This is a genomic window from Anaerocolumna sp. MB42-C2 (assembly GCF_030913705.1).
Lineage (GTDB): Bacteria > Bacillota > Clostridia > Lachnospirales > Lachnospiraceae > Anaerocolumna.
In genome coordinates this window covers 1109062-1123182 of sequence record NZ_CP133190.1, presented here as the reverse complement: position 1 = coordinate 1123182, position 14121 = coordinate 1109062, and the positions used below count along the sequence as shown (strand labels likewise).

Here is a 14121-nt window from a genome sequence, read left to right as displayed (position 1 = left end):
TCAAAAAAAATCCCTTAAGTCAACAAAAATGTATTGACAAAATTAATTAAAGGGATTATTATGTAGCTACAAGGGACAAAGAAAGCGAGGTGAGAATATGAATCAAAAGAAAAGTGAAATCTTAGAAAGAGTGACCGGAAAATTTACTCAGCTTGATGAAGAGACAAAAGATAAAGTTGCCTGGTACATGCTGGGTAAAGAAGAGGAAAGAGCTAAGTGGGAAAAGAAATTGTTATCTGCCTGACAAGGCAGCAGAAAATTATGAATAGGAGAATAAAACATGTTTGATTTAAAGAAAATTATGAAAGAAACAATTAACTGGGATTCATTAGATATAGAAAATTCTCAGCGAGTTCGTGTGGATTTAGTATTGGAACAAGTACCAGATGATATTCAAAAGGAAATCGAAAAAGAATTTGTCACATTTTTTAATAAGGTTCAACGCCTTGTGCCGGATACACAAAGGCCACAAGGCGCCAAGGGTAATACTTATTAAGTGGTAAATACGGTTGTTGATCCACACTTACATGGCTCGATGGTGCCTTTGCATCGTGAAGGTATTGTTTTTCTAAATTTATTACATTCAAAACAAAAATAAGTACCACTAGGAAGTTCTACAAGTTTACCATCAGATTCAACAACTTCATAGGTTGCTTCAATGCCCATAAGAATCTCCTTTCATATGTAATTGCGGTATTGCCGTACCGTAATTACATTATAGGAGAAAAATGGAAGATATACAATAATAACACGAAAGTTGTACAAACGATAACGCATACCATATACCACAGGGGGTGAATTAAGTGGTAGTTAAAGAAATGATAATTAAAGGTGGGTTAGTACGTATCCATGATGATTATATGAGAAGTCCGGAAGAAAGCCTGGAGATTATGAAACGGGTCAATGAAATTGCATATAGGCATTTATCAGCAAAATACGCTAAGAAGAAAGAACTGGAAGAAACAAATAAAGATAGGCCCACCTAGGTGGCTGCCAGGAGGACAAGTTGACATATATATTAAGTCAGAGAAAGGCAGGAGAAACAGTGATTAATGTAGATGACCAGTTAAGTGAAGCTTCAGACAAAAAGGTAAAGGGTAAAGACTTACATATTATTCTCGCTTACAGAAATGAAGTGGATGCTGAGACAGTTAATAAAGATATTCTAACATATTTGGAAAAGATTCAAAAGAGCATTACAGGTAAGTTTAAGTATTGCTATATTGTAAAGCCGATTATGAAAAATCACCCTGCGATACATTTACTTTTAAGACCGGACAATAAGCTTAATGAATCGGAATTGTTAAGTTATTGGAATAAAGGGATTGCCAAAGCGGCTGTTGTATCTAAGTCGGACAAGCGATCAATGGATTACTATTTATCAAAGTGGGGAGGCGAAGTTGTTTATTCATGAAGTTTAAAATGACTACTTACCCGGATGGAACTCCGATCACGGCTCCTTTTTATCTCACAAAGTGTAAATGCTGTGGGTATATTACATGGACCGTACAGAGAAGCAATACCTGTACGAAATGCGGAGCAGAAACAGTATATTTATCGGAGAATCAAAATGAAAAAAAGCCTACCTAATTGCGAGTTAGGCAGGCAAAGCACAAAGTGCTTAAACAAATAATGATAATTCATAATAGCATATTTGTGCCATTTTGTCAAAAGTAGGTAGGTAAGTATCATTTTACAAGATTAAAGTAGGACAAGGATATCCGAGAAAATCCGAAACAATCAGAGCATATCCGAGGAAATCAGAGACTATCAGAGAAAATCCGAGGAAATCAGAGGAAATCAAAGTTGGAAGGTGATGATGTGAACCGGTTGCAATTACTGATTTTATCCATTCTGTCAGGTAATGAAGCATTCAGCCGCAATACCGGCATGACTGTGAATGAGATTATTACTGCGGAGGAGATTGGATATAAGGGTAACACATTTTATAAATATTTAAAAGAATTTCAGGAAAAAGGCTACGTAAGTCTTGGGGCAAAAGAGGGCAATGCTATGACCTTTTATATTACTCCCCAGGGCTTAGAAGCCTTAAAGGAGGAAAAAGACAGATGAAAGAAAGGATAGGCTTTGTTGCGATTGGACAGGCTGGTGGTAATATCGGACGGCTGTTCGAGAAGAAAGGCTTTCCCGTTCTGCATGTGAATACATCACAAGAGGATCTGGATACCTTGGATGATGTGAAATTTATCTATCACATAACGGGCGGAGAGGGTTGTAATAAAGACCGTCATAAAGCCAAACAGCTGGTTATTGATGACTTTGACAATATCGCGCAGGAAATTGATTTAAAACTGAATACGGATATTGTTTATGTGATATTTGCTTCCGGCGGCGGTACCGGAAGCGGAGCCGGGCCGATGCTTATGGATTTATTAATCGATGAAAAGAAGATAGTCGGAGCAATCACCATATTGCCAGGTACCAAGGAAAGTATCAAGGCACAGATTAACAGTTATGAGTGTTTTTCTGAATTAATCGAAATTCAGGGCAGTGCGTCTGTACTGGTATTGGACAATGAGAAAGGGGAGAAGCTTTCCCTGAATGAAGAACTGGTGGAAGTATATCAGGACTTTATCGAAATTCCGGAGAAGCATAAAAGTATTAAGGGAAACATTGATAAGGCCGAGATGGAAGAAACCATGAAAACCCATGGAATGGCCGTTATGGTGAAAGCGAAAGAAGCCGGTTCGGTGGGATTGATTAAAGCACTGCATGAAACTTCCCTGGCGCCGATCGAGAGTGATGGGACAGTAAAATACATAGCGTTATCTTCCAAGGGTGAGATTGAGGTGGCAGATATTGAGAAAGTGGTTGGTATACCACTTGATACATTCCAGACTTACAACGAAGAGGCAACGGTCTGCATGATATCCGGTTTGTCATATCCCAAGACACGCCTTAATGCGATATATCAGAAGATAAAGGATAACCAGGATATGATTATTAAGAATCTAAAAGCCACCTCAGAAATGAAACTGAATGCAGATGTGAATTTTCTCACCGGTTTATCGGCTCATAGTCCAAAACAGCCCAAGGATGATAAACCAAAATCCAAAAGGGATATTATGAGTAAATATTTTAAGGGGTGACAATGTTGGCAGAGGTTTCATGGATAAAATTAAAAATTGATATGTTTGATGATGAAAAAATTAAGTTGATTCAAGCGCTGCCGGAGGGTGATTCCATACTGGTAATCTGGATCAGGTTAATTGCTTTAGCGGGTAAATGTAATGCCGGGGGATATGTACTGATCGAAGAAGATTTCCCATATAACGATGAGATGCTCTCAACCATTTTTAACAAGCAGCTTAATACTGTTAAATTGGCTTTAACAACCTTTGAACGGTTTAACATGATAGAGCGAACGGTTAAGGGAATCTATATTACTAATTTTGAAAAACATCAGAATATTGACGGTATGGAAAAAATTAAAGAACAGAATCGCATCCGTAAACAAAGGCAGAGGGATAAGCAAAAAGAAATCGCTTTGATTGAAGATTGTCACGTGACATGTCACGATGATGTCACACCAAGTCACGCAATAGAAGAAGAAATAGAGAAAGAAAAAGAAATAAATAATATATATTCTTCTAACGAAGAATATTACCCGGCTGAACCTGAAAAAAATGACGGTAATAACAATAATGGCAGTGAAAGAATTGATTATGGGCAGATTATTGATTTATATAACCGGATCTGTATTGATCTTCCTAAGGTGAGAGCAGTATCGGATGAAAGGAAACGCAAGATTAAATCTTTAGTCAATGCACTGAATAAAGCAAAAGTGCTAAGTGATATGAGTATCTATGAACGATTTGAATATATATTTAAGCTTACTCAGGAAAGTGATTTCCTTACAGGCAGATATAAGCCTAACGGCTGGTGCAGCTTCGACTGGCTTATGAATTCCACGAATGCCATCAAGGTGGTGGAGGGTAATTATAACAACAATAAAGGGGGTGTACAGGATGGAGAAAATCAACCGGTTAACCGAGGAATGGATGCAAGTGATGAAGCAGAACAGGCAGCCATCAGAGCATTCCGAAACAGAGGCAGCTAAATCCATATGCCCCAAATGCAAAGATACAGGTTGGGAATTCTACATAAAGGACGGTTATGAATACAGCAGGGAATGTTCCAACGGATGCCGTATTAAAAAGATTAAGAGTAATAAGCTGCAGTTTGCGGATATTCCGAGAGAGTTCGAAAGTCTGTCGGTAGAATCCTTTAAAACCGACTGTTATTCAAAAGTTGAAACCAGGGAAAAGGCAGAAATGGTTAAAGCTATATGCCGTAATTATATCAACCAGTTTAACCAAATCAAAGAAACCGGTAAAGGTCTATACCTGTACAGCAAAGAAAAGGGAAGCGGTAAAACCCGAATGGCGGTATCCATGGCAAATGACATTATCAATAATTACATGGTGTCGGCAAAGATTACAACAGCCATCCGCATTCTGGATGAAATTAAAAACACCTGGAATAGCAACAGGGATGCAGAAAAGCCACTGCTTTCAGAAATGCAATTAGTCAATGACATTACCCAGGTGCCGGTTCTGATAATTGATGACATCGGGGTTGAGAAATCTTCTCCATGGGTAGATGAAAAATTCTATAGCATTCTGGACAACCGTTTGATTTCTAAGAAGATAACTATCTTTACAAGTAATGTCCGGATTGAAGATTTGAAACTGGATGAACGGATAAGAAGCCGGATCGGTAAGATGGCGCTGCCGGTTCAGTTCCCCAATGAATCCATCCGAGATTCGCTGGCAAGAAAAGAAAATAATGATTTTTTAATGCAGTTGATAAGCTAGGCTGATTAATTAGTTAGATTGTGATGCTAAGCATTCAAAATAAACGAAAGGAAGGTAGTAAGATGCAAAAAGTTAATTTAGAACAATTTGCAGGAGGCGTGTTAAGCGAGAAATTTACAAGGGCGTTCTATCAGGTCATACATAATATGCAGGATGTCAATACCAGCTCCAAGGACAAAAGAGGGATAACGGTTAATATTACATTTTCGCAGAATGAAACCAGAGATGATGTCAGCGTGGATATTGGAGTTAAGACAAAACTTGCGGCAGTCTTACCTGCTAAAACGCAGTTCTTCGTAGGTAAGGATCTGGATACCGGCGAGATCGAATTCGAAGAATATGGTAACCGCAATACGATACGTGGACAGATGAGCCTGCCGATTGATAAGGCAAAACCATCTGAAGAGGTCACGGAGCCGGACGAGGAAGATATCACAGAACAGCCACAAAAAGTAACTGATTTTAGAAAAGCAATGAACAAATAATAGGAGGAATGAAAGATGATTAAAGATGCATTAATGTATATTGTTGGTTTAAAAGAGGCAAAGATTTATGATGTTGGTGAAGAGAAATTCACGGATAAAGATTTAAAGAGGCTTGATAAGAATATCCGGGCAAGCAGCCTTGAGATGTCAACCCTTACAAGTCTGCTTGACTACATAAAGAGCAATACTGATTCCATGGCACCGAAAATGATAATCCACGTACTGGCACCGGATAAAGTTCAATTAACCAGTATGTTAGATGCAGATCGGAGGCGAGAAGTCTTGATAAGTGTACAAGCCAATCTGCCTAGAATCCGGCTGAATGAATTCGTAATCCAGGAAGAATTCATTATCATGATGCAAGCGCAGTTCGTTAGTGATGATGAAAGAAAGATTGTTACCGCATTTGCCGGGAACGTGGAAGATAAGACAATCGCTAATTATGGTGATGATGGAGTTACCCAGAAAGCTACTGTTAAAACAGGCCTGGCAAGTAAGGAAGAATTCGAGGTACCGAATCCGGTTACCCTGGCACCTTATAGAACATTCCAGGAAGTACAGCAGATACCAAGTGAATTTGTTTTCCGAATGAAGAGTTCGGAAAGAGGCGTTTTTTGTGCTTTATTTGAAGCAGACGGCGGAGCATGGAGGAATGCAGCGGTTGAAGCGGTGGCTGAGTATTTGAAAAATCAGTTGTCCGATGGTGTTGGGACACAGACGGAGTTTACCGTAATTGCTTAAGAGGAAAGTGGAGGGGTGAGGGATTCACCCCTTTATAGCAATATTAGTTAATTGATAAAGGTGATGAAGATTTAATTTGAATACAGTTATATATTGCCCAGGAGACAAGAAGAAATCTAACGAAGGGAGAGTTTTATGATAAATAAATATGACTTAGTAAAAATGAATGATAAGTATTTTGTTTCTGAAAAAAACAAGGATAAAGTTTTTACTGTGATATCTGAACCACAGGAAGTATGTGGAACATTATGTGTATGGCTTGATGGGTTTAGAGGGTGCTATGCTGTTGATGGATTAACGTTTGTTGCAAATCCGATCCTTAATGCAGCCGGAACACCTATAAAGGATAATATTTCTGTAGTTGAGTTTAGTCAGTAAATTAGGATTTAGTTAATTATGTACATTGAAAACTGAATATTGATAGTTGATAGAATTGGAATAAAAAGGTAGAATTGATCTGATCAGTATGATATAGTATAAATATTGATTCACTGTTGGTAGCGATGGCGAATTAATGACGAGAAAGCTATAGGGGTGCATATGCAAGAAATGACATTAAAACACACAAGAGAACTTGATATTTTTTATAATGAGCATAGAAAAAAATGTACGAATTGTGGACAAGGTTTTACAGAGGGAGACTGTGCGCATTTAGGATATTTGACAGGGAGACAATATGCTGTTCTATGTGATAAATGCTCACATTTATTAGAGGAAACTGTTGTAAGGTATCATTGGCAAGAACTTGAATATGAAGAACCATTACCAGATGATATGCTATGGAGATATATGGATTTATCAAAATTTATCTCTATGATTAGTCGGAAAGATTTATATTTTGCCGCCGCTAATACATTTGAAGATATATTTGAAGGTGCAAAAGGAATAATGGATAAAAAGGAAGATTGGGATAGTTTTTATCTGGATTTTTTCAAAAAGGCAATTTTAACTGCACCAGGTCAAGATATAAGTAAGTTGACAGATGAGCAGATAAAAGCGGATTCTAAGCAATTGTTAAATCAAATAAATAAATCGGGAGAGAAAGATAGAGAAAACACATATATAAGTTGCTGGCATTTAAATAGTTATGAATCAGAAGCTATGTGGAAACTGTATTCGAAAGATGTAACTAACGCAATTGCTATTCAAACAACGGCAGGACATTTATACGAGGCTTGGATTTTATAGATACTGTGGATTTATACAAATAGTTGAAATTAATAACAGTAAAGATAAAGTTAAAATTGTAGACACACCACCAATTTTTCAAGAAAAAAAGATACCGTTTTTCTCTTATGGATACCCTGCCGAAGCATATGACGCACCTGTAAACAGTTATGGAATGGGCAAAGAATTAATATGGAGTGCAAATACATATTTGGTTGACATGCCAAGTTATGTGAATGGTAATCAAATACGTTATCTGACTGGTTTTTCTTGGGGTTTTCAAGAAAATAGCGATAAAATAGAAATTATACAATTAAAAAAATTAAGTCAGATTGATTGGGAATATGATGTGGAATTTCTTAAACATGAATATAATGAGTGGTCTTTTATGTAGCTCTTTAGTTTTATTCATATTACGTATATAAGTTAGTCTGCAATCATTGTAAATAACGTATTAATTATTTAATTAATTTAATAAGAAATAGTTTATGCCTATCAACTATCAATATAAGGTTGATAGGTTTTTTCTTCGCTAAACTAAAATTACTCCATAACAGAGGAGGGGCCAGCAGGTTATCCTACTGGCCGGTTTATGAAAAAGAAATTTATGTTAGCAAGGTGGGGAACCTTGTTATTATCTTATGAACTAAGTATATCGTTCATATGTGTACAGGGTTTGATGGTAATGTTAAGTTACTGTGAACATTTTCAGGAGCCTAATACCCACCGGTGGTCTGATATGTAATAAGTCAATATACATTCTTTCTGCTGATCACCTGCCAGATAGGTGCAACAAAAAGACTTACCATTTCTTACATCCTTGCTGTATTTAACCCCTGTAATTTGGACTTTACAAACATTATTGTACAAATCCTTAATACCAAAACAAACAGGCTTAAAATCACCGGTAGGATTAAAGGCAGCTATAACGGAAATAGGCTGACGGCTATTATAATTAATTTTATATTCCGGACTACGATCCGGTTCGAAGAATGGCATAGTAAGCACCTCACAAATAAGATTTCTATATATTATACGAACATGTGTTCTTAAACACAACAGTTAATTGCTGGAAAGGAGGAAATTTATTGACGGAAAAGGAATTAAGCCATTATAAGGCATTAAAAGCAAGATTAGAACGAAATGAAATTAAGCTTGAAAAGTTAAGAAATAAAGATATTCCTATCGTGAATGGTAAGGTAAAAGGATCGTCTAAAAGTTTTCCTTATATTGAAACTCATTACAATGTACAGATGTATGAACCAAAAGAAATGGATGAGTGCAGTAACCGGATTCATAAGCTAGAAAAATCTATTAATGAGGATAAAAACAGAATCCAGAAAATTGAAGATTTTATAAATCTAATTGATGATCCGGAGCTGCAATTGTTATTCGAAATGAGAGTTTATGAGAAAATGGGTTGGATAGAAATAGCAACTGAGCTAGATGAGGATAAGGACAGAACTACATATTCAAAAAGATTTAGAAGCTATATTATAAATTCCCATAATTCCCCCATTTCCCAATAAACATATGGTATTATTATTATGGAGAAGTTACAATGAGACTTCCTCCTGCGGCTGCCAGGTGTCAAAAGTCTGGTGACAGTTTTTTATAATTAATTGCCCTGTTCTTATTGGACAGGGATCTTTTATTGGGTAATAATACCAACCTTTAATTTTACATCTTATAGTTTTTATTTTATAGACTGTTTCTTAAATCGACATTATTTTATAATTTAATTATCAAAATTATGGAGGGATACAAAAGATGAGCATATTTAAAAAAGTAAGTGTTTTAGGAATTTTGTTTATGATGTTCTTTTTATTTTTAGCCCCTGTTAATGTAGAGGCTGCCACAGTTGGTGACCAATTAACAACTCCAGAAAACGGTTGGCTTAGATATGATAACCTTAATCCTAATATCACATACGAAGGTAATGATTGGAAAACAACTAATCATGTAAACCATTATGATGGTACTGTAGCAGTAACAAAATCGGGAAATGGAATTATGAAGTTTAAATTTAAAGGTACGAAAATACGTATAATATCTAGTGTAGCTGATTCATCATATAGAAGTACAAATTATATTAATTTAGATGGTAAGATAGAACAATATTCCGATATTAGGAGTTCATGGAAAACCCAAATTATAGTTTATGAAAAAACTGGGTTGGCTGATGGTATACATACCGTTCGAATAACAAATCAAGATATTGGAAAGGAATTCGTGTTAGATGCAATAGATATTGACGATACCGGATACCTCGTAGATTATTATCAACCTACAAATTTAGTTGCTACTCCAGGAAGTAATGCAATAAAACTGAGTTGGGATGCTGTAGATGGAGCAACAAGTTACATCTTAAAACGTTCAATTACACTTGGAGGTCCTTATACTTCTATCGAGCCAGTTCAAAAAACAGTCTCGGGTTCAGCTATTACATGTATAGATACTGAGGTAACAGCGGGTACAACATACTATTATGTCGTAAGTGCTGTTGTTTCCGGAACGGAAGGACCAAAATCCGATGAAGCTTCTGCAGTACTACCAGAAGTACCTCTTGTAAATGTTTTAAAAGTTGTACTTGAAGTAAATGAACAACTTCAATTAAGTGTAGATGATGATTTAGATGTAAATACAGAAATGATTTGGACATCCTCAGATAATGCAGTTGCAACTGTAGATGGTAACGGTGTAGTTACTGCCTTAAAACCCGGAAATACAGTAATTACAGTAGCAAGTGCAGATGGAACTTATACAGATTATATTAATGTACTGGTTGTAGATGATGCGAAAGATTTAAGATTGGCAGTAGACTTAAAAGTGGGAAAGTCATGCAGGTTAACAGTTGATGATTTAACTAATACTGTTAATGTGACATGGTCTTCTATGGATCCGTCGGTTGTTACAGTAGCAAGTAATGGTAAAGTAACAGCTGTAAGTAAGGGTTTAGCTTTAGTAACTGCAACTGATGATACAGGAAAACTTATTGGTCAGGTGTATGTAAGAGTAAGAGAATAATAATATATTGTTATATGGGCACTTTTATAAGTGTCCTTTTTTCTCTCCCAAGGAGTATCTGAAAATTAGTGCGCGTCTTTTATGATTTTATTTATGAGTTACTGATCCCGCAAATTTATTTTTATGGCGGATAATCCATTATTAATTATGCTCTCCAAATATCATAAACAATAGGTGTTCTATATTGAAATATGGGTTTTTATGGTATATAATAATTTATAATACTATTTGGGGGAATATTATGGGTTTAACAAGAAAGGAATGGCTTGATAATAAAAGTAAAAAATATAATATCAAGAAAAGAAATAAGAAATATAATCCTAATAAAACTTCAAATAATTTAGCTAAAACGCCAAAAATAGCTAATGATTTTTATAATGTTAATTGGGGATTTTATACAAAAGATGCACCGACGATATTTAGCTTTATTAAAAATACTGATTATACAATTATGTATTTTAATGATATTATAAATGAAATTAGAAATGGAAAGTTTAAACAAACATTTTTTATTGATTCAGCAAATGTTTGTTTGGTTACCACTGATGCATTAGTATATATAATAGCTATAATTCATAATATCAAATTGAATCGTATAAAACGATATTCTTTTAAAGGAAATTTACCCAATATAGAAAGAGCAAAAAAAACATATTTAGAATCTGGATTTTTTAACTATGTTGAGCTTACATATAAAGAACTGCCTAAAAGTAATGAAAAAATGCAAATAGTTACTGGGAAAGTTACGGATCAAAGTATAGCTAAACAAATGTGTTTGTTTGTTATGCAAAAACTTGACGAAAACAGAGCATTTACGACTACTTTATTTAAAACGTTAATTGAATTAATGTCAAATGCAGTACATCACGCATATAATGATGATGATGAATTAATGTTTCCTTGTTGGTATTTATATGCTGAACATATTGATAATAAAGTGCAATTTATATTTATAGATACTGGTTTAGGAATAGCTAATACAGTAAGAAAGAATTTCTGGGAAATAGTAAAATTAAAAAAGAATACTGACTCTGATCTTATAGAATCAGCTTTTAATGGTGAATTTAGGACTGAAACAAAACAAAAGAATAGGGGGCTTGGGTTACCAGCTATTAAAAATTTTGTTGTTAGTGGTAAGCTATCAAACTTTTTTGTTTTATCAGGTAAAGGTATTTGTAAATTGTATAATGAAGGAAATAAGAATAATTTGACAAAAATAGAAAATAATAATAGAATATATGGAACAATTTATAGCTTTGAGATTACCGGAAGGAGTGAATAATATGATAAACATTAAAATAGCTCAAGATTTTTCAGATGCACCTGGCGGTAGAACTATTAAGGAAGGCCCTTTTTCTGGCGAAGAATTCAGAAAAAATTTTTTGAAGCCTAAGTATATTGAGGCTAAGGATACAAATCAAAAATTATCAATAGATTTTGATGGAGCTTTCGGATATTCAACTTCGTTTCTCGAAGAGTCTTTCGGAGGACTGGTAAGAGAATTAAGAACTAAGGGTATTTTAAATAATATTGAAATAATATCTAAAGAAGATTTTTCTTTAAAAAATGATATAGAAAAGTATGTAAGTAAGGCTGAAAAAGAATTGTAATATACATGGGAGGGTGTTATGAATAAGAAATCCAATATTTTTATCCCTGGCATTATATTGGTGGCATCCATAGTTTTAATAATATATAACGTTTTAAAAAATGATGATTTTTTACAATCATCTTTAGTTCAAATTTTAAGTTTATTAACTGTCATACTTGTATCTTATTTTTTAGTTCAATTAAGAAATGATAAAAGTAAAAAGAATGAGAAAATAAATTATTTACTTAGTAAAATACAGAATATTATTTTAAATGAGGATTTTATAAAATACCAAAGTAAAGAAGATAATCAGAAGACATTGATTATGATTAGGACTGTTGGAAATAAGATAACGCTATTAAAAGAGTGTGAGAATACAGATGAAAATCAAGAGTTAATATCATTAGTTGATGATACTTTTAATAAATTAAAGGAATTCTATGGAGATCATGGACATGATGCCACTTACATGGATAACTCTAAAAAAGAAGTTATGAATTATATCTCTATTATTGATGATGCATGTGATAAATTACATATGTTGTTAACCTAGATACTGAAATCAAATAACTTAAATTAATTATTAAGGAACCTAAGGAACCTCCTTAGGTTCCTTTTTTCTTTGAAAGCTTTAACAGATAAACAGAAGTTATTTGCAGATGAATATTTGATAGACCTTAATGCAACCAGGACTTATGATAAATTAAAGATTATAAAACATGAGGATATTAAAGGAATGTTTAGGCAGTAAGTCTAAGCATCTATTAATATATAAATAAATCACCTAAATAGTACCCAATATTATTTGAAAGGTGATGATTACATGAATAGCTTTATATCATGGATTGGCGGCAAGAAGCTGCTACGTAACAAAATATTAGAACAATTCCCCGGCACTGAAGAATACGATCGGTACATAGAAGTATCGGAGGTGCCGGTTGGCTTCTGTTCTCAAAGGAAAAACATGCAGAATTGGAAGTGTTCAATGATGCTAATAGTGAACTTATTAATTTATACCGGTGTGTGAAATATCACTCCGAAGCTTTGCAGAAAGAACTGGAATGGAACCTGGTATCAAGAGATCAGTTTTTTGATTACAAAGAACAGATACAAGTCAGAGGCATGACGGACATCCAAAGAGCTGCAAGGTATTTTATCTTAATCAAGAACAGCTTTGGAACCGATTTACGTTCATTTGCATTGAAAGGTAAAAATCTTGATAACTCCATTGAATACTTAAGTTTGGTAAAAGACCGGTTAAAAAGTACTGTGATTGAAAATAAGGATTTTGAAAATCTAATAAAAACCTATGACAGAGAACGTGCTTTATTCTATCTTGATCCGCCTTATTACCAGGCAGAGAAATATTATGACATTAACTTTACCGAAGCAGATCACTTAAGGTTAAGGGAAACCCTTAGTAATATCAAGGGGAAATTTATATTGTCTTACAATGATTCGGAATATATAAGGGAACTTTATTCTGATTATAATATTATTGAAACGGAAAGACAAAATAATCTCGTAAGTAAAACAGCGGGAGCAAAGTATAAGGAGCTTATAATTAAAAATTATTAATACTCATTGACAAACGCATGTTCGATTACTATAATTGTCTTTGGGTATTATTTAAAGATTTATTTTAGAAGAGGGATATCAGTTAATTGGTATCTCTCTTTCTTGAAAGGCAGGTGATTAGATGAATACAGTGGAACCAATCAGAGATAAGGCAATTGTCAAGGACATTCATGATTATCTGAAATTAAAAAATAGCAGAGATGCTTTGATGTTTGCAATGGGTGTCTATACAGGATTACGAATATCAGATATCTTAAATCTTCGGATTCGTGATGTACGGAATAAAGAATACATCAGCATAAGAGAGAAAAAGACCAAGAAAGAAAAGCTGATTCTGATTAATAAATATCTTCGCGGACAAATAGATGAATACATATCTGATAAAAAGGATTTCGAATATTTGTTTAAATCACCAAAGCAATTAAATAAACCGATATCCAGGCAACAAGCTTATAACATATTAACTATTGCAGCAAAACAATTCGGGGTTGAATCTGTGGGTTGTCATACGCTCCGGAAAACATTTGGTTATCTGACTTATCAGAAAACGAAAGATGTTGCAATGCTAATGGATATCTTTAACCATTCTAACCCACATACGACACTCAGATATATTGGTGTTAACCAGGATACAAAGAATAAAATATATAAGGAAATTGATATCTTAGAGTAAATGAAAGGCTTTTTTATAAGG

The 14121-nt window shown here is 34.4% G+C and carries 24 protein-coding genes; 22 read left to right on the top strand and 2 right to left on the bottom strand.

Annotated elements, in window-relative coordinates:
• Positions 1 to 97: 97 nt before the first annotated feature.
• Together RBU59_RS05105 and RBU59_RS05100 are read left to right on the top strand one after the other, a co-directional pair.
• Positions 98 to 244, top strand: a complete 147-nt coding sequence (locus RBU59_RS05105; protein ID WP_308146800.1) for a hypothetical protein — start codon at positions 98 to 100, stop codon at positions 242 to 244.
• Between the two features lie 36 nt (positions 245 to 280).
• On the top strand, positions 281 to 496 hold the full coding sequence (locus RBU59_RS05100) for a hypothetical protein (RefSeq protein WP_308146799.1): 216 nt from the start codon (positions 281 to 283) through the stop codon (positions 494 to 496).
• Here the strand turns inward: RBU59_RS05100 and RBU59_RS05095 are convergent.
• On the bottom strand, positions 493 to 666 hold the full coding sequence (locus tag RBU59_RS05095; RefSeq protein WP_308146798.1) for a hypothetical protein: 174 nt from the start codon (positions 664 to 666) through the stop codon (positions 493 to 495). The two genes, RBU59_RS05100 and RBU59_RS05095, sit on opposite strands and share 4 nt — an antisense overlap.
• A 137-nt stretch (positions 667 to 803) precedes the next feature.
• Between RBU59_RS05095 and RBU59_RS05090 the strand changes: the two genes are divergently transcribed.
• The 12 genes from RBU59_RS05090 (at position 804) to RBU59_RS05035 (ending at position 7625) form a co-directional block, all read left to right on the top strand.
• Entirely contained in the window at positions 804 to 986 is a 183-nt protein-coding gene (locus tag RBU59_RS05090; RefSeq protein ID WP_308146797.1) for a hypothetical protein, read from the top strand.
• Between the two features lie 20 nt (positions 987 to 1006).
• The gene (locus RBU59_RS05085; protein WP_308146796.1) at positions 1007 to 1414 is read left to right on the top strand and encodes a hypothetical protein; all 408 of its coding nucleotides are present in this window, start codon (positions 1007 to 1009) and stop codon (positions 1412 to 1414) included.
• Complete coding sequence (locus tag RBU59_RS05080) at positions 1411 to 1590, top strand: hypothetical protein (RefSeq protein ID WP_308146795.1); 180 nt, start codon at positions 1411 to 1413, stop codon at positions 1588 to 1590. Before RBU59_RS05085 ends, RBU59_RS05080 begins: the two co-directional genes overlap by 4 nt.
• A 216-nt stretch (positions 1591 to 1806) precedes the next feature.
• Positions 1807 to 2073 (top strand): hypothetical protein, encoded by a 267-nt coding sequence (locus RBU59_RS05075; RefSeq protein ID WP_308146794.1) that lies wholly within the window; start codon positions 1807 to 1809, stop codon positions 2071 to 2073.
• A complete protein-coding gene (locus RBU59_RS05070; RefSeq protein WP_308146793.1) occupies positions 2070 to 3110 on the top strand; it encodes a hypothetical protein in 1041 nt (346 codons plus the stop codon). Before RBU59_RS05075 ends, RBU59_RS05070 begins: the two co-directional genes overlap by 4 nt.
• Positions 3111 to 3112: 2 nt before the next feature.
• The gene (locus tag RBU59_RS05065) at positions 3113 to 4081 is read left to right on the top strand and encodes a phage replisome organizer N-terminal domain-containing protein (RefSeq protein ID WP_308146792.1); all 969 of its coding nucleotides are present in this window, start codon (positions 3113 to 3115) and stop codon (positions 4079 to 4081) included.
• Positions 4032 to 4838, top strand: coding sequence for an ATP-binding protein (locus RBU59_RS05060; protein WP_308146791.1), 807 nt, complete (start codon positions 4032 to 4034; stop codon positions 4836 to 4838). The genes RBU59_RS05065 and RBU59_RS05060 overlap by 50 nt, the downstream gene beginning before the upstream one ends.
• Positions 4839 to 4900: 62 nt before the next feature.
• Entirely contained in the window at positions 4901 to 5323 is a 423-nt protein-coding gene (locus RBU59_RS05055; protein WP_308146790.1) for a hypothetical protein, read from the top strand.
• A gap of 15 nt (positions 5324 to 5338) precedes the next feature.
• Positions 5339 to 6064 carry a hypothetical protein gene (locus RBU59_RS05050; RefSeq protein WP_308146789.1) on the top strand — a complete coding sequence of 242 codons (726 nt, stop codon included), beginning with the start codon at positions 5339 to 5341 and terminating at the stop codon, positions 6062 to 6064.
• Positions 6065 to 6199: 135 nt separating this feature from the next.
• Complete coding sequence (locus RBU59_RS05045; RefSeq protein ID WP_308146788.1) at positions 6200 to 6442, top strand: hypothetical protein; 243 nt, start codon at positions 6200 to 6202, stop codon at positions 6440 to 6442.
• 162 nt (positions 6443 to 6604) lie between these two features.
• Entirely contained in the window at positions 6605 to 7252 is a 648-nt protein-coding gene (locus RBU59_RS05040; protein WP_308146787.1) for a hypothetical protein, read from the top strand.
• Complete coding sequence (locus RBU59_RS05035) at positions 7203 to 7625, top strand: hypothetical protein (RefSeq protein ID WP_308146786.1); 423 nt, start codon at positions 7203 to 7205, stop codon at positions 7623 to 7625. Before RBU59_RS05040 ends, RBU59_RS05035 begins: the two co-directional genes overlap by 50 nt.
• A 314-nt stretch (positions 7626 to 7939) precedes the next feature.
• Here RBU59_RS05035 and RBU59_RS05030 read toward each other — a convergent pair whose 3' ends face one another.
• Positions 7940 to 8230, bottom strand: coding sequence for a hypothetical protein (locus tag RBU59_RS05030; RefSeq protein WP_308146785.1), 291 nt, complete (start codon positions 8228 to 8230; stop codon positions 7940 to 7942).
• An 89-nt stretch (positions 8231 to 8319) separates the two neighbouring features.
• Here RBU59_RS05030 and RBU59_RS05025 point away from each other — a divergent pair, with 89 nt between their 5' ends.
• The 8 genes from RBU59_RS05025 to RBU59_RS04990 all read left to right on the top strand — a co-directional run bounded on the left by RBU59_RS05025 (position 8320) and on the right by RBU59_RS04990 (position 14100).
• Positions 8320 to 8760 carry a hypothetical protein gene (locus RBU59_RS05025; protein ID WP_308146784.1) on the top strand — a complete coding sequence of 147 codons (441 nt, stop codon included), beginning with the start codon at positions 8320 to 8322 and terminating at the stop codon, positions 8758 to 8760.
• A gap of 241 nt (positions 8761 to 9001) precedes the next feature.
• A complete protein-coding gene (locus RBU59_RS05020) occupies positions 9002 to 10258 on the top strand; it encodes an Ig-like domain-containing protein (protein ID WP_308146783.1) in 1257 nt (418 codons plus the stop codon).
• A gap of 241 nt (positions 10259 to 10499) precedes the next feature.
• The gene (locus RBU59_RS05015) at positions 10500 to 11540 is read left to right on the top strand and encodes an ATP-binding protein (RefSeq protein ID WP_308146782.1); all 1041 of its coding nucleotides are present in this window, start codon (positions 10500 to 10502) and stop codon (positions 11538 to 11540) included.
• Between the two features lies 1 nt (position 11541).
• Positions 11542 to 11868 (top strand): STAS-like domain-containing protein, encoded by a 327-nt coding sequence (locus RBU59_RS05010; RefSeq protein ID WP_308146781.1) that lies wholly within the window; start codon positions 11542 to 11544, stop codon positions 11866 to 11868.
• Between the two features lie 18 nt (positions 11869 to 11886).
• On the top strand, positions 11887 to 12402 hold the full coding sequence (locus RBU59_RS05005) for a hypothetical protein (protein WP_308146780.1): 516 nt from the start codon (positions 11887 to 11889) through the stop codon (positions 12400 to 12402).
• 69 nt (positions 12403 to 12471) lie between these two features.
• On the top strand, positions 12472 to 12600 hold the full coding sequence (locus RBU59_RS05000; RefSeq protein WP_308146779.1) for a terminase small subunit: 129 nt from the start codon (positions 12472 to 12474) through the stop codon (positions 12598 to 12600).
• Between the two features lie 227 nt (positions 12601 to 12827).
• Complete coding sequence (locus RBU59_RS04995) at positions 12828 to 13427, top strand: DNA adenine methylase (protein WP_330698550.1); 600 nt, start codon at positions 12828 to 12830, stop codon at positions 13425 to 13427.
• 121 nt (positions 13428 to 13548) lie between these two features.
• A complete protein-coding gene (locus RBU59_RS04990; RefSeq protein WP_308146778.1) occupies positions 13549 to 14100 on the top strand; it encodes a tyrosine-type recombinase/integrase in 552 nt (183 codons plus the stop codon).
• The last annotated feature ends 21 nt before the right edge of the window (positions 14101 to 14121 follow it).